The sequence below is a fragment of the Archaeoglobus fulgidus DSM 4304 genome, from assembly GCF_000008665.1.
GTDB lineage: Archaea > Halobacteriota > Archaeoglobi > Archaeoglobales > Archaeoglobaceae > Archaeoglobus > Archaeoglobus fulgidus.
In genome coordinates this window covers 893653-908995 of the sequence record NC_000917.1, presented here as the reverse complement: position 1 = coordinate 908995, position 15343 = coordinate 893653, and the positions used below count along the sequence as shown (strand labels likewise).

At 49.6% G+C, this 15343-nt stretch carries 15 protein-coding genes; 11 read left to right on the top strand and 4 right to left on the bottom strand.

The features are described from left to right. Window positions 1-162: 162 nt before the first annotated feature. Genes AF_RS05095 through AF_RS05085 form a run of 3 tightly spaced genes read left to right on the top strand, consistent with a single transcriptional unit; the run spans window position 163 to window position 3665 of the window. Entirely contained in the window at window positions 163-1020 is an 858-nt protein-coding gene (locus tag AF_RS05095) for an ABC transporter ATP-binding protein (protein ID WP_010878506.1), read from the top strand. Then, a complete protein-coding gene (locus AF_RS05090; protein WP_010878505.1) occupies window positions 1013-2113 on the top strand; it encodes an ABC transporter permease in 1101 nt (366 codons plus the stop codon). The genes AF_RS05095 and AF_RS05090 overlap by 8 nt, the downstream gene beginning before the upstream one ends. Next, entirely contained in the window at window positions 2106-3665 is a 1560-nt protein-coding gene (locus AF_RS05085) for a COG1361 S-layer family protein (RefSeq protein ID WP_048064316.1), read from the top strand. Before AF_RS05090 ends, AF_RS05085 begins: the two co-directional genes overlap by 8 nt. Window position 3666: 1 nt before the next feature. Here AF_RS05085 and AF_RS05080 read toward each other — a convergent pair whose 3' ends face one another. Beyond that, on the bottom strand, window positions 3667-4302 hold the full coding sequence (locus AF_RS05080) for a hypothetical protein (RefSeq protein ID WP_010878503.1): 636 nt from the start codon (window positions 4300-4302) through the stop codon (window positions 3667-3669). A 75-nt stretch (window positions 4303-4377) separates the two neighbouring features. On the opposite strand from AF_RS05080, the gene sixA reads away from it, so the two are divergent. The 4 genes from sixA to AF_RS05060 all read left to right on the top strand — a co-directional run bounded on the left by sixA (window position 4378) and on the right by AF_RS05060 (window position 6941). Further along, window positions 4378-4833 (top strand): phosphohistidine phosphatase SixA, encoded by a 456-nt coding sequence (sixA, locus tag AF_RS05075; protein WP_010878502.1) that lies wholly within the window; start codon window positions 4378-4380, stop codon window positions 4831-4833. Window positions 4834-4902: 69 nt separating this feature from the next. After that, on the top strand, window positions 4903-5487 hold the full coding sequence (locus AF_RS05070) for a hypothetical protein (protein WP_010878501.1): 585 nt from the start codon (window positions 4903-4905) through the stop codon (window positions 5485-5487). Between the two features lie 57 nt (window positions 5488-5544). Further along, complete coding sequence (gene nadE, locus AF_RS05065; RefSeq protein ID WP_010878500.1) at window positions 5545-6288, top strand: NAD(+) synthase; 744 nt, start codon at window positions 5545-5547, stop codon at window positions 6286-6288. Beyond that, window positions 6285-6941, top strand: coding sequence for a DUF7343 domain-containing protein (locus AF_RS05060; RefSeq protein WP_010878499.1), 657 nt, complete (start codon window positions 6285-6287; stop codon window positions 6939-6941). The genes nadE and AF_RS05060 overlap by 4 nt, the downstream gene beginning before the upstream one ends. Here the strand turns inward: AF_RS05060 and AF_RS05055 are convergent. Beyond that, complete coding sequence (locus tag AF_RS05055; protein WP_010878498.1) at window positions 6934-7710, bottom strand: winged helix-turn-helix transcriptional regulator; 777 nt, start codon at window positions 7708-7710, stop codon at window positions 6934-6936. The two genes, AF_RS05060 and AF_RS05055, sit on opposite strands and share 8 nt — an antisense overlap. 71 nt (window positions 7711-7781) lie before the next feature. Here AF_RS05055 and AF_RS05050 point away from each other — a divergent pair, with 71 nt between their 5' ends. Genes AF_RS05050 through AF_RS05040 form a run of 3 tightly spaced genes read left to right on the top strand, consistent with a single transcriptional unit; the run spans window position 7782 to window position 12759 of the window. Beyond that, window positions 7782-9032 (top strand): amidohydrolase, encoded by a 1251-nt coding sequence (locus tag AF_RS05050; protein ID WP_010878497.1) that lies wholly within the window; start codon window positions 7782-7784, stop codon window positions 9030-9032. Between the two features lie 60 nt (window positions 9033-9092). After that, complete coding sequence (locus AF_RS05045) at window positions 9093-10802, top strand: type II/IV secretion system ATPase subunit (RefSeq protein ID WP_010878496.1); 1710 nt, start codon at window positions 9093-9095, stop codon at window positions 10800-10802. A gap of 1 nt (window position 10803) precedes the next feature. Continuing rightward, complete coding sequence (locus AF_RS05040; protein ID WP_010878495.1) at window positions 10804-12759, top strand: type II secretion system F family protein; 1956 nt, start codon at window positions 10804-10806, stop codon at window positions 12757-12759. Here AF_RS05040 and AF_RS05035 read toward each other — a convergent pair. Next, complete coding sequence (locus AF_RS05035; protein WP_010878494.1) at window positions 12694-13251, bottom strand: HD domain-containing protein; 558 nt, start codon at window positions 13249-13251, stop codon at window positions 12694-12696. The two genes, AF_RS05040 and AF_RS05035, sit on opposite strands and share 66 nt — an antisense overlap. Window positions 13252-13306: 55 nt before the next feature. On the opposite strand from AF_RS05035, the gene radA reads away from it, so the two are divergent. After that, complete coding sequence (radA, locus tag AF_RS05030; RefSeq protein ID WP_010878493.1) at window positions 13307-14320, top strand: DNA repair and recombination protein RadA; 1014 nt, start codon at window positions 13307-13309, stop codon at window positions 14318-14320. An 8-nt stretch (window positions 14321-14328) separates the two neighbouring features. Here the strand turns inward: radA and AF_RS05025 are convergent, their stop codons facing one another. Then, entirely contained in the window at window positions 14329-15111 is a 783-nt protein-coding gene (locus AF_RS05025) for a hypothetical protein (protein WP_048064315.1), read from the bottom strand. Between the last annotated feature and the right edge of the window lie 232 nt (window positions 15112-15343).

Genomic DNA, 15343 nt, shown 5'->3' with positions numbered 1-15343 from the left:
CTAAAACTCACAAAATATTCTTACAGAACATGGAAAAGGCTACTTATCACCAGACCGAGTTGGCAAGGTTCCTTCTAACTCTCAAAATAAATTACCAAATCCAATCAATTAACCGACCCCAGTGACAACAATTTATTAAATTAAATTTTCCATTAAATCAATATGAACATCCTCGAAATCTCAAACCTCAGCGTCAGGTTCGGGGACTTTTACGCCGTCAAGGGATTGACTCTCAACGTCAGAAGGGGCGAGATTCTGGGACTGCTGGGACCAAATGGGAGCGGTAAAACAACCACCATCAGGGCGATTTTCGGGATGGTGCCCTACGAAGGCGAAATAAGGAATTACGCCACCTCAGTAGGCTGGATGCCCCAGAACTCTCCCCTCTACCTCAATCTCTCGGTTGAGGAGAACCTCAGGTTCTTCGCATCCCTTTACGGAATTGAGGACGAGAGGAGAGTAGAGGAGATGCTGAAGCTCGTTCAGCTTGAGAGGTATCGCAAAAGGCTTGTCAAGAACCTGAGCGGCGGGATGAGGCAGCGAGCCATGCTTGCATGCGCTATGCTCCACGACCCCGAGCTGCTCGTTCTCGACGAGCCAACTGCGGGAGTTGACCCACCATTGAGGGTAAGCTTCTGGGAGCAGTTTGAGAAGCTCAGGGAGGAGGGAAAGACGATCCTCGTAACAACGCACTACATGGACGAGGCTGAGAGGTGCGAGAGGCTGGTTCTGATAAGAAACGGCTCGAAAATTGCCGAAGGGACGCCTGAGGAGATAAAGAGGAGAGCTTGTGGTGACAGGCTGCTTCTTGAGGTTGACGATGCCCTTGCCGCATCCAGAATACTGTCAGATTACCGTTCGTGGATAAACGGGAAGGTTGTTGTTGAGGTGGATGATGCGGCTTCAGAGGCTCCGAAAATCATCGAGATGCTTAGCAGGGCTGGAGTTAAGGTTTTCAGGGTAGAAATAAGGCGGTGCACCCTCGAAGAGGCTTTTATGAGGTTGATGGAGCATGCTTGAAAAGGTTTACGCGGTCTTTCTGAAGGAGCTTAAGGTCGTTTTCAGGGAGAGAAGGCTGCTTGCCATCCTCATCCTCCAGCCCATAATCCTCGTCTCCCTTTTTGGCTACGCCTTCAGCGGGGAGGTGAAGAACGTCAGGATTGCGGTGGTTGATGATGATTCCAGCGAGCTGTCCTCCTCGCTGATTTCGGCGATGCAGGGCGGTGATACATTCGATCTCGCTTATTTCGTCTCGACAAGGAGTGAGCTAATCGAGCTCATCAGGCTCGGCAGAGTTCACGCGGGCGTTTACATCCCCGAAGGCTTTCAGAGTGATTTCGCAGCGGGAAAGGCGAGTGTTGAGGTTTATGCAGACGAATCGAACTACAACGTGGTCGCTGCGGTGCTGAACGGCATCGAAAAAATTGCATCGCTGCTTTCAATGGAGCATCGAGGTGGTATCGCGGTGGAGCAGAGGTTCGTTTTCACGACAAAGTCGAGGCTGATTGATTTTGTTGCACCTGCAATAATAGGTGTGGTAACCCAGATGCTGGCCATAATCCTTTCATCGAGCTCCATAGCGAGGGAGAAGGAGGAGGGGACACTTGAGCTCGTTTTCTCCACTCCGATGACGAGCTTCGACATGATAATGGGCAAGTTTCTGGCGATTACTGCACTCATCACCGCTGACGTCTTCATAGTCATAGCCATAGCCCACTACGCCTTCGATGTTGAGGTCAGGGGAAGCATGCTGCTGCTAATCTCAACAATGCTCCTCTTTCTGACCGGAACCATTGGCGTTGGTCTGACGATCTCAGCTGTCTCTCAGACGCAGCTTCAGGGCATTCAGGGCTCAATGCTCTTCGCTCTCGTGAGCATATTCCTTTCGGGCTTCTTCTACCCCCTCGAAAGCATGCCCGAGGGTGCGAGGCTCGTCTCCTACTTCATTCCCCTGACCTACGCAAACATAGCCTTCAGGGAGATTATGGTAAAGGGGAATGGAATAGAGGTGGTTTACCCGCAGATTGCCGTTCTCTGCCTTTACACGCTCATTAGTGTTTTAGCAGCCATTACGGTTTTGAGAAAGGTTATGGGAGGTGGTTCGCATGCTTAGAAAGCTTTTTGTGCTTTTTCTGCTCCTGCTGACAGTTCAGGCTGCGCAGGCTGTCGAGGCAAAGGATGAGCCGGAATTAACCGCCTATCCGCTGAACACCATACCGAAAGCCGGGCAGGTTAACGAGCTGCAGGTTGTGGTTGTCAACACAGCCAAGCCGGAGAACGTTTACGGCGGGGATCTGGAGAGGCAGCTGATACAGAACGCGACGCTTACGGCTTACGACCTCGAAATATGGCTGGAGAGCGACGTTTTTGACGTGAAAAGCGACAAAGTGTATCTTCAGTCGCTGCCGCCATCTGCAAGCGTAAAGCTCAGCTTTCTGGTTTCTGTTCCTGCAGATTACAGAGGGGAGGGGCTGGTTAAGCTGAAGGTGAACTACGAGAGAGTTGAGAGCGTTGATGTGGAGTGGGATGGAAACAATTACACGGCAAAATACGACTACGCAGAGGAAAGCGAGACCATAGAGATTAAAGTCGAGGTTCTTGAGGAGGCAAAGCCTGAGCTGCGGGTTTTTCTGCTAACTCCTGAGGTTTACGCCGGGGAGTTCAGCAGGCTTTCTTTCATCGTAGCAAACACGGGGCTGAGTGAGGTTAGAAGCGTGGTTCTGAAGGCTGAGGGCTTTGAAGATGCTGTTCCGGCACAGCACTACATCCCAGCCCTCCAGCCATCCCAGTCTCAGCAGATTTCGTTCAGCGTTAAAGGTGGGAACGGATCGTTTTCGATTAAGGCTGAGTACAGCTACATCGATGCGGGGAAGCTAATCGAGGCTGAGGAGAGCTTTCAGTTCGAAGTTCAGGTTAAGAAGCTCGAAGCCGATGTTTTTGTAATTACCGAGAATCCGAGGCTGAGCAGAGGAGAAGGTGTGGTGGAGTTCTCCGTGATGAACGCCCATCTAAGCCCAATCACCAACCTGAGGCTCTCTTTTGAGGCTCCAGAGGAGTTTGAGATTAAAAGGAGCGAGATTGCCATTGGAACTCTTTCCGCTGGGGGTATCGTGAAGTTCTCCGTCCCCTACTCTCTCGATGACGACGCAAAAGCTGGAGAGAAGGAGTGGGATGTTAAGGTGAGCTACCAACTGCAGGCTGAGAGGGTTGAAAGAGTCGAGGAGAGCAGAAAGATTCAGCTTTACCTCGAAAACGACCCCTACTTCGTGGTAATTTCAAAGCCGGTGGTTTACCACGGCGAAAACGTTGTGACCTTCCAGCTGCTGAACGCTGGTGGAAAAGCTGAAGACGTGCACTTCAAGCTAATTCCAAGCCCCGGAATAAGGGTTAAGATGCCCGAAGCCTTTGCTGAGGTTGTTGAAGCGGGGAAAGCTTTCAACATAAGCTTCAGCGTTGACGTTGATGAGGATGTTATTGCGGGAAACGAATACAGGCTCAGTCTCTCATGGAAGGCAGAGAACGGGGCTGGAAGGGAAGTTTCGGGCGTTGCTTACGGCTACGTAGTGGTTACGGAGAGGGCGTGGTATGAGAGATATTTGGTGCCATTGATAGCGGCCATCGCGGTAATAGCGCTCGCAGTATTGAGGCTAAAAATTAAACGATGAATCAAAAATCTGCCCTAAACCTTAAAATGCTTTTTTTCCCGCTTTCAATCACCTTTTTCACAATCTCGGCCTCTATCCCTGTTTCATCGGAAATTTTTCTCCAGTCCCTTGACCCTGTTACCTCGGAGTAGCTCAGGATGAAGTCCTCAACACCCTCCTCATCCTCAAGGTCCCAGAGACCGCTGTAAAGCGGGTTGAAATCCAGCATGAACGCATACCTCTCTTCGTCATTCCTCAGCTTTACTCCAAACAAATCAGAGTCGGAAAGAATCGATTCTACAGCTTCTCTGAGCTTTTTGCAGGTGTAAATTCTCCCCGGAGGGCTGTAACTTCTCACAATCTCGTTCATTTCCTCCTCACTCATCCTGAATGGCTGGGAAGGCATCGTCTGAATTATCTCGAAAGTCCTTTTGTCGACGGGGGATATCCTGCTTCTACCTCCTTCACTTAGCTTTACGGTGTAGTAGTCCAAGTTCTTGCCCTTATTGAACCTGAAGTCCTTCTTTCTCAGGTTGGTTAGCTCCTCCGGCGTTGAGAGGGTTGAGACTATCATCCTTATCAGTGCGTGGTGCAGTGTATCCTTCCTCGACAGCACGAGGTGGTGCTGTATGTCAAACTCTGTTCTCAGCAAGTCCATGAATGTCAATTGCGGTACCTTCTTATCTTCTTTGCGTTGGGGAATGCTTATTAGGAAAAATGCTGAGTATTAAATATGAGACTTTACCTCATGCAGCACGGAAAGGCTAAGCCGAAGGAGGTGGATCCGGAGAGAAATCTTTCCGAGGAGGGTGTTAAGGAGGTTGAAAGAGTTGCGGCGTTTCTCGAGAAGGCGGGAATAAGGGTTGAGAGGATATACCACAGCGGGAAGAGAAGAGCGGAGCAGACGGCTGAAATTGTGGCAAAGCATTTGGGTGTGGAGGCGAAGATGGCCGAAGGCCTCGATCCCCTTGCGGACATCGGCATATGGGCTGAAAGACTTGAGAAGCTTGATGAAGACGTAATGCTCGTGGGCCACCTTCCCCACCTGTCCAGGCTTGCCAACTACCTACTTTCCGGAAATCCCGATTTGGATGCCGTCGCCTTCACTTTCGGCGGTGTGGTATGTCTTGAGAGGGAGGAAAGGAAGTGGAGGTTGCTGTGGGCTGTCAGACCCGAGATTGTGGTTTGATTTCTGGCAATTTGGCTTAGTTGAAAAATTTTTTACAAAGCTTTATATACATCTTTATCAACAAAAATTATGAGGAAGTTTGTGGCGTTCTTCGTTATAGTTGCCCTCGCAGCATTGCTAGCAGGTTGCGGGGGTCAGGGTGAGCAGGAACAAAAACCCTCGGAGCAAAAGACCACAACTACGGTGGCAGAATCAAAGGGGATTGAGACCCTGTCTGACCTTTACAACAGCAAAAAAATGGTGCACGGGACTGCGAAGGTTACTTTACAGGGAGAGACGACAACGGTCGAATTCTGGTACTACTTCGATATGCCAAATAAGGAAACCTTGCTAAGGTATGAGGGAGAGCAGGGAGGAATGGGAAAAATGACGGCGATAATCAAGAATAAGTATTCCGGTACCACGCTTACTCAAACAATGTACATGAAAAGTGAGAAAATGGAAGCTCAGGGATGTGACTGGATTGTTATTACTCAAACCTCTACGATCTCCCAGTCTGAAAGCAACATAGGAGATGAGCCAGTTGAAGATGCCTTCAAATCTACCTTCGCCTCACAGGGAAACGTCTGGGAGTATGAGGTTGAAACTGTTGATTACAACCCCTCGCTATTCCAGCCGGATGGGAAGGTTTGCCAGTTCTCCTACGGAAGCTAACCCCTTTATTTTTTAACTGGTAAAAAGATTTTAATCCCCACTCCCCTACAGCTTTCCATGAACTTTGAGAAGGTCGTTGAGAGAATTTGTGATTTCATAAGGGGTGTTGTTTCATCATCAGGTTCAACGGGAGTTGTTCTGGGATTGAGTGGTGGTGTCGACAGCGCAACCGTTGCTTATCTCTGCGTGAGGGCTCTTGGGAGCGAGAGAGTTTTTGCGCTCATCATGCCTGAGACTGGAGTGACTCCTGAGCAGGATGTTGAGGATGCGATAAATGTCGCGGAGAGCCTCGGAATGGAATACAAGCTGATTGAAATCAATGACATCGTTAGAGTTTTCAAAGAAAAGGCCGGAGAGGGAAGCAAGATCGCGGAGGCGAATTTAAAGCCGAGGATAAGAATGGTGCTCAACTACTATCATGCCAACAGCATGAACAGGCTTGTTGCGGGGACCGGAAACAAAAGCGAGCTAATGGTGGGGTACTTTACCAAATACGGGGATGGCGGAGTGGATTTCCTGCCAATAGGAGATCTCTACAAGACCGAGGTATTTCAGCTTGCCGCCTATCTCGGAGTTCCAAGGAGAATAATCGAGAAGAAGCCTTCTGCAAGGCTGTGGCCTGGCCAGACCGATGAGGAGGAGATGGGAATAAGCTACGCCGAGCTTGACGAAATCTTAAAGCTGATCGAGAAGGGGGAGAGGAGAGACGATGAGAAGTTCAGGAGAGTTGTGCAGATGGTTGAGAGGTCGAGGCACAAGAGGGAGATGCCTCCCGTAGCAAGGGTGAGAGATTTGCTATGAAAGGAGCTTTGCTTTTAGTTCTTCTGATACTCACGATTTCAACGACCTCCGCTGTAGAAATTTACGGGAAGGTTTACAGGTGGGACACGCTTGACGTTTTGAGCGGTGCTGTTGTTGAAGTAAGGGATGGCAGTGTTCAGAGGATGGTTGCTGAAAACGGTGAGTACAGCTTCAACGTCACTCCCGGAAACTACACAATCATCGCACGATCAGGGGAATATTACGCGATCGAAAATGTTACCGTTTCAAGCGACATGCGTTTCGACCTCATTCTGTTCCCGTCGCTTGAGGAGGTTGAGGAGATTCCCGATTTTCCGGTTGTTGACCAACAGGAGGAGTTTCCTTACTACATCGTAGCCATCCTCGTTTCCGGTTTTGTCCTGGCTGCCCTCTTCATCGTAAAGATACGCTCAGAAAAACAACCTGAGCTTCTGGAGCAGGAAGTTACACCAGAGGAATACGACCTTCCCGAAGACCTTGCAGAGGTTGTTGAGCTGATTAAAAGAGAAGGAGGAAGGATAACGCAAAAGGAGCTGAGGAAAAAGCTCGGTTACAGCGAGGCGAAGATGAGCTTAATCATCGCAGACCTTGAGCGCCGTGGCATTGTGGAAAAGGTAAAGAAGGGGAGAGGAAACATAATCTTCCTCAAGTAGCCTTCACAAACTCCTTAATTTCAAACTCAAGCCCCTCGTCTATCAAACTTCTCAGCAGGTCGTTCAGCATGCTCTCGGTGCACGCAACAATAACTCCACTCCCGTGATGGGCGGCTTCGATGCAGACTTCCTTCGCTCCAAAGAAGATTGGTTCAACTCTGATCTTCCTGCACGTAACGAGCGCCTCTATTCCGATGGCAACGACTATGCTCGTGGGCCTCGACTTCACAAGCTCCCTGAACGAATCGAGGTCAACTTTTCTGCTTCCACCCTCCGCAACTCCCGGAACCTTAACTATGATTATCTCTCCCTTTTCAGGTGGTTCGAAGCTGCCGGTGGGCTTAATCAGGACGTCTTCTCCGTCTTCAGCAGAAGTCAGGGCCACGCCGTTTCCCTTGGCGCTCCTCTCTGCGAAAATGTACCCGTCTCCAAACCAGTATCTCACCGAATCGTTTTCCGCTATTCTTCCCTTGGCGATTGCAACAACTGTTTTCGAGTAAATTTTTTTGAGCAGCTCCTCGCTAAAAAGGTGGAGGTCGATGAGGTTTCTGGACATCCACTCCTCTCCCTTCCTCGTGACCTCGTAGTAGCCTTTGTGAACGACGTTGATGAACCCCTCTGAAACCATCTCCTTGAAATGCTCCGAAATCGCCTGAGGGGTCAATCCAAGCTTTTTCGCTATATCTCTTTGGTTGCATTCGGGATTCACCATGAGCTCCGACAGAATGAGGAATCTGATGGTGTCCTTTCTGCTGAGGAGAACATTCATAAAATATGTTTATTTTCAGCATTTTAAGCTTTACCGCGAAAGGTATTAATCTTAAAGATTGAGGACCTTACATGCACGATCTTGTCATCAGAAACGGCCTTTGTTTCATTAACGGGGAGTTTGTCGAGTGCAGCGTTGGTGTGGACGGCAACAGAATCACCCATGTAGCCAAGGAGGTTGAGAGGGGAGAAATAGAGATTGACGCTGCTGGCTGCCTCGTCATGCCCGGCTGCTTCAACGCTCACACTCATGCTGCCATGACCTTGCTGAGGGGTTATGCCGAGGGCTTGCCGCTCAGGGAGTGGCTTGAGAAGGTCTGGGAGGTTGAGGCAAGGCTGGATGAGGATGCGGTTTACTGGGGAACCATGCTCGCGTGCGTTGAAATGCTGAAATCGGGAGTAACCGCATTTGCGGACATGTACATACACATGGATGCAGTCGCTGAGGCTGTGGGCGAGTCGGGAATGAGGGCAGTTCTCGGCTACGGCATGGCTGACAGAGGTGATGAGGAGAGAGCAAGGAAGGAGCTTGAAATCGGACTTGAATTTGCGGAGAAGTGGAACGGCGGCTTTGAGGGAAGAGTTACCACCATGCTGGCTCCTCACGCCCCCTACACATGCTCCCCGGAGTTTTTGAAAGTGGTCAGCGACGCTTCGAAGGATAAGGGATTTTTGAAGCACATACACGTCTCTGAAACTCTGTGGGAGGTAAAGGAGGTTAGGGAGAGGTACGGAAAAAGGCCCGTTGAGTTCCTGGACTCAATAGGCTTTCTCGACTCCAGCACCGTTCTGGCTCACGCGGTTTGGCTGTCTGAAGCTGAGATGAAAATTCTTGCAGAGAGGGGCGTTAGCGTCGCACACTGTCCCACAAGCAACCTGAAGCTCTCGTCAGGCATAGCAAAAGTTTCTGAGCTTCTTGAGATGGGTGTAAACGTGGGCATAGGCACGGATGGCGCTGCGAGCAACAACATGCTCAGTGTGCTTTCAGACGCGAGAGTGGGTGCTTTGCTTCAGAACCTGAGAGGCAGGACTCTGAAACCTGGGCACTGGCTTGAGATGGCCACCGAAGGCGGATACAGGGCCTACAACCTTAAGGGAGGGAGAATCGAGGAGGGATACCTTGCCGACATTGTTGTTTTCAGCAAAACGTGCAGGAACGCTCCGATGCACGATCCAGCAGCGATGCTTTACGTCGAAAATCAGGCGCTTCATGCTGTTGTTGATGGTGTTCTCGTCATGGAGGACGGCATTCTTGTGAACGTTGAGGAGGAAAAAGTAATCGAAAAGGCTGAGGAAACGGCACTCGAGCTGGTAGGTGGTTAGCCAGAATGCTTGCAAAAATAGGAGAAAATTTTAATTATTTCTTATGTTAACATCATAACAATGCCAAAAATCAATTTCAGGCAACTGAAATTCAGGGGAAAAGAGCAGGAGGAGTCGGAGGAAGAAGAGGCTGAGCAGCTTGCCGACTACGAAAAAGAAGCTCTGGAGGCGATAGAGGAGGTAAAGCAAAAGGAGGAAATCCTCAAAGTTAAGCGTGAAAAGAAGAAGATCATCGGATTGCCAAAAAGGAAGGAGTACAGTGTTGAAGAGCATGGGGAGCTTGTGGAGTACTCTCCGCCAGTTGGGTGGAGCATCGTCGAGGAGTACTGGCTGCTTGAGCCGTACTGCAAGGCTTTTATTATTTACAACGAGGAGGAGCAGGAGTACAGGTATCAGGTCGTCGAACCGAGATTAGACCCATACGAAACGGAGGTTTACGGTCACCTCTCTGTCCTGCTCAAAGATAAGCTTGAGGAAAATTTCTTTGAGGATGGGAAGGTTGCCAAGGAAGTCGTTCTCAAGGAAACCTTTGACGATTTGATCAGCGAAGTGGGGTTCGATTTGGAAGACCGCTCCTATTACAAAATATGGTACTACATCATGAGAGATTTTCTTTACTACGACAAGATAACTCCGCTAATGCTGGACAAGATGCTTGAGGACATCTCATGCAATGGTGTTCGGAAGTACATGTATGTCTTCCACAGAAACTACACAAACCTCCGCACCAACGTCATCTTCGACGATCCGGATGAGCTTGACAGCTTCGTTGTCAACCTCGCCCAGAAGTGCGGAAAGCACATCAGCATCGCAGAGCCAATGGTTGACGCGACAATGCCCGACGGCAGCAGAATCCAGATGACTTTGGGGAGGGAGGTGACCGACCACGGCTCGACCTTCACCATAAGAAAGTTCCGCGAAGAGCCCGTCACTCCCATCGACCTAATAGCATGGAAAACCTTCAGCAGCGAGCAGATGGCATATCTATGGCTCTGCATCGAGAACAAGAAGTCCCTTATCTTTGCCGGCGGCACTGCGAGCGGTAAAACCACTTCGATGAACGCCATCTCGCTCTTCATCCCCCGCCGCTCCAAGATAGTGACAATTGAAGACACAAGAGAGCTTATGCTCCCCCACGAGAACTGGATTCCTGCTGTAACAAGGGATGCCTTCCACGGGGAGAAGGGAGCAGTTGACATGTACGATTTGCTGAGAGCGGCTTTGAGGCAGAGGCCTGAATACATAATAGTCGGTGAGGTTAGAGGGAGGGAGGCTTTAACGCTCTTCCAGGCGATGGCTACAGGCCACACAACCTACTCAACACTGCACGCTGACAGCATAAGCGGTGCGATACACAGGCTTGAAAACCCGCCAATAGGAGTGCCGAGGCCGATGCTCGAGGCTCTTGACATTATAAGCATCCAGGCCCAAACTTACGTTGGGGACAGGAGAGTTAGGAGGAACATGGAGATTGCGGAGATTGTCGGTTTGGATGCGCACACAAAGATGCTGAGAACCTCAACCGTATTCCAGTGGGACAGCGTTAAGGACGAGCACGCGATGGTTGGAACTTCCAAAGCTCTGGAGGAGATAAGGAGGCAGAGAGGGTGGAGTGTGAGGGAGCTGAACGAGGAGCTTGAGAGGAGGAGGAGAGTGCTGGAGTTTATGCTCGAGCACAACGTAAGGGATTTCAAGAGGGTGAGCAACATAATTCACACCTACCAGACCAAGCCGGATAAAATTATGGAAGCCATTTCAAAGGAGGGGTAATATGTTTAAGGAGGCGAACAGGCTTACTTACATAGGATACAGGCTTTTTGCTGAAGATATCATGAAGAAAGAATCGAAGTACTTCGAGCTTGAGAGGTCCTTGAAAAAGGCCATGATTTCTATGCCGCCTGAAATGTACATCGCAACGGCAAGAATGTTCTCTCTCCTTTTTGGAATAATTGGAGCTGTTATCGGATTGATTGCGGCCTTCATACTCGTTAAGTACGTTGGTGTGCCACCATTCTTCAACATCCGTCTCCCAGAACCTATCGCGACCTACTGGCTGTTCTACAGACCCTTTGTTTACGCAGGTATTCTGGCCATCGGCATAACGCTGGCCCTCTATTACCTCGGAAACTTGATCTTCGCCATTTACCCCTCAACCGTCATCAGCGACAGAAAGAGCAAAATAAACAGGATTCTCCCGCATGCGATTATCTTCATGTACTCCCTCAGCAAGGGTGGGATGAGCCTGGTTCAGATTCTCAAAGCCCTTGCAGACAACCACGAGGTTTATGGAGAGGTTTCAAAGGAGGCTTCGAGAATTCTCTGGGAGGTAGAGGGGCTGGGCAAGGATTTGAGAACGGCGCTGGCTGAGGCTGTTGACACCACACCCTCGGACAACTTCAAGGAGTTTCTGCACGGCCTAATAACAATAATCGACAGCGGTGGTGACATCACGAGGTACTTTGAGGAGAGAGCTGAGTTCTACTTTGAGAGGGCGAGGCAGGACCAGAAAAGCTTTCTCGAATTCCTCGGGCTCATGGCGGAGACCTACATTACGGCATTCGTTGCAGGCCCGCTCTTCCTCATAATCATCCAGACAGTCATGTCGGTTATGGGGCAGACCAACGAAGTGGCGATGTTCTCAATCATTTACTTCGTCATCCCCATCGGCTCCTTCATGTTCGCGATGCTCATCAAGCTCCTAACTCCCGGAGAGGAGGGCAGCGCTCCAAGGCTGAGGGAAAGGTATATTTACGTCAGGCGCTCTTCGGAGCTCGACTCCGAGGAGAAAAAAAAGTTGGAGAAGAAGGTTAGCAGATATAAGCTGATGAAAAAGCTGAAGAATCCTTTCAGGCTTATTGTGGAGAACCCCCTCTACACCTTCGCGTTCTCAATCCCCGCGGCCCTTGTAATTCTGATCTATGGGCTGGTGGTAAACCCCTACATTCCGGGCATGGACCTGAAGAACTGGTTCTTCTCCTACGACGACTACATTTTCATATCTCTGATGGTCGTTCTTGGCCCGTTTGCTCTGTTTTACGAGCTTGGCAGAAGAGGTGTTAAGACCTACATGCGTCTAACGCCGATATTCCTCAGCAAGCTTGCCTCGGCTAACGAAAGCGGCATGCCGATCTACCGCGCAATTACGATGATTGCCAAAACCGACACAAGCCCCCTCAGAAAGGAAATCGCGAAGATAAAGGCGGACCTCGACTGGGGAATAAGCCTCTCCGACGCGCTCGTGAGGTTTGCAAACAGGCTGAAGATTTTTGAGATTTCGAGGACGATGACGCTGCTCAACGAGGCGCTGAAGTCCACGGGAAATGTCACAGAGGTTCTGATGATTTCCGCCAAGGATGCGACGAGTGCGGAGTTGCTCAGAAGGGAGAGGATGACGAACATGTTCATGTACGTGATTATCGTTTACATAGCCTTCTTCGTCTTCATTGGAATAGTTTACATCATCTCATCAACCTTCCTCTCGACCCTCGCTGAGAGCGCTGCAAAGGTTCAGGCTACCGGACAGAACTTCCAGATGCTCCAGAGTGTTGACGTCACACTCTACAGAAACGTATTCATGCATGCTGCCGTGTTTCAGGGAATCTTCGCAGGAATGGTTGCCGGAGTGATGGGAGAAGGCAGTCTGAGCGCAGGAGCGAAGCACTCACTTATAATGCTGACCATTGCCTACATAGTCTTCAGCGTCCTGTTCGGCTTCAAACTCATCTAACTCCTTTTTTATTTGCCGGTAGAAGATTTCGAGAAACCTGTGCCTTTCTTCTGCGATTTTTCTTGCAGTTTCAGTGTAAAGCAAGTCCCTCAGCTTCAGAAGCTTCTCCTCAAAGTGCTTCAAGGTTTCCTCAATGCTCCTTCCCTTTTCGCCGCTGTAGAGGAAGGCTCTCGCCACACCTATAGCACCAATTGCATCCAGCTTGTCGGCATCACTGAGAATTTTTGCTTCCAGCGTTTTCGGTTTCATCTTTCCTGAGAAGGAGTGGGCCTCGATGGCGTGGCAGACAGCCTCAACAAATTCCGCGTCATGGTCTTTGAGAAGCTCTCTTGCGATTTCTGCGGACTTTCTGGCGTGGTTGGGATAGCCTCTGGCAATGTCGTGCAGCTCTGCTGCCTTTAAAACAACGTCAAGTCTCGCTCCTTCCCTTTCCGCTATGTAACGGGCCAGCTTGATAACCCTCTCCACGTGTCCCTCATCGTGCGATGACACCCTTTACGTCTGCCGAGACCAAAAAAATTTAATGGATTGTGTATGAGGTAGGGTAATGAGTGAAGAGAGCAACGAAGAGACGAAGATTATTGAGCTTGAGGATATTCCCGGAGTCGGTCCTGAGACGGCAAGAAAGCTTAGAGAGGCTGGATATTCAACAATTGAGGCTGTTGCCGTAGCATCACCCTCAGAACTCGCCAATGTGGGTGGAATCACTGAAGGTAACGCGGTAAAGATAATTCAGGCGGCGAGGAAATTGGCCAACATAGGTGGTTTTGAGAGCGGAGATAAGGTTTTGGAGAGAAGAAGGTCTGTTAAGAAAATAACTACTGGGAGCAAAGACCTCGACGAGTTGCTTGGTGGTGGAGTTGAGACCCAAGCCATAACCGAGTTTTTTGGAGAGTTTGGTAGTGGTAAGACTCAAATCTGCCATCAGCTCGCTGTAAACGTTCAGCTTCCTGAGGATGAGGGAGGGCTTGAAGGCTCGGTGATTATCATCGACACAGAGAACACATTCAGGCCTGAGAGGATAATCCAGATGGCTGAGGCGAAGGGGCTTGATGGCAATGAGGTTCTGAAGAACATCTACGTTGCTCAGGCTTACAACTCCAACCACCAGATGCTTCTTGTTGATAACGCGAAGGAGCTGGCTGAGAAACTGAAAAAGGAGGGGAGGCCAGTAAGGCTAATAATCGTCGATTCTCTCATGTCACACTTCAGGGCGGAGTATGTCGGCAGGGGAACGCTGGCAGACAGACAGCAGAAGCTCAACAGACACCTCCACGACCTGATGAAATTCGGTGAGCTATACAACGCTGCAATTGTTGTGACGAATCAGGTTATGGCGAGGCCTGACGTGCTTTTCGGCGACCCGACGAAGCCTGTGGGGGGACACATCGTAGCCCACACGGCAACTTTCAGAATTTACCTCAAGAAGGGCAAGGATGACCTTAGAATTGCCAGGCTGATCGACTCTCCACATTTGCCTGAAGGGGAGGCGATTTTCAGGGTGACTGAGAGAGGAATAGAGGATGCTGAAGAGAAAGACAAAAAGAAAAGGAAAAAATAAATAATTTTTTACTCCTCAACAACCTCCTCCACGACCTGCATCAGCTCTTCGCTGTCCTCTGCATCGCCGTACTGGTTGATTAGCTGAATTATCTCCCTCAGGTCCTTAACGCACTCCTTGGTGTGCTGCACTGCAGTCTTAACAGCCTCTCTAACTTCCTTCATTGCCTCAAATCCCTGCTGAGGTGTTTCAATTTCAAGTACCTTCTCCTTTGCCTCGCCTATCTTTTCAAGGGCCATCTCCCTGTGCTCTCTGTAGCTGTCAAGCCAGTTCTCAAGGAGCGTTGTGTCCTTGCCTTCCTCTTCAAACTCTGCAATCTTCCCCTCCACGAAGTTCTCGAGGTTCTCCCCCTTCTCGACGAAGGTCTCAAGCCTGTCGAGGACTCCAATGATTATACTCTTCTGCAGTGAGACCTTTGCATCCCTCCAAACTTCCCTTGCATTCTTCATAGCTTCCTTCAGCTCTTCAACTGTCTCAGCGGCCTCAATCTCCTCCTTTGCGTTGATTAGGTCGGTGATGTGCTCGTTTATCTCAGCAATTATTTCATCCTTCATGCTGAGGTTGCTCTCCTCAAGCCTGTTCTTTATGCTCTCCAAGGAGGCAACTCCAAAGTCCACCATCGCAACGCCGAGGTTCCTTGCCTCATCCAGTGTGTCGTTGTTTAATACAATTCCAAACCTCTGCCAGTCCCTCACCTTCTCAAACACTTTCACTGTATTTCTCAAATCTTCTCCATTTCCAGCTGCCATTGCTGGTGCGACAAGCACCAGCAGAGCCAGCACCCCCAACATTCTACCGAACTTCCCCAACATCTCGCATCACCGATCAAACCTTGAACCTCAAAAAATATAACGAAACTTTCGGATTTGAGGCTTTAAAAGCAAATTTAAAGCTTTATTAGGATTTACTTTGGTTTATACTTCTTTGAGAAACTTCAATTTTTGTTTTAAAGACCTTTAAGGTAAATTTTATGTTGCAGTTGAACCATCCTACATCTTTATTGGCAAACTTTTTCCGAAATCT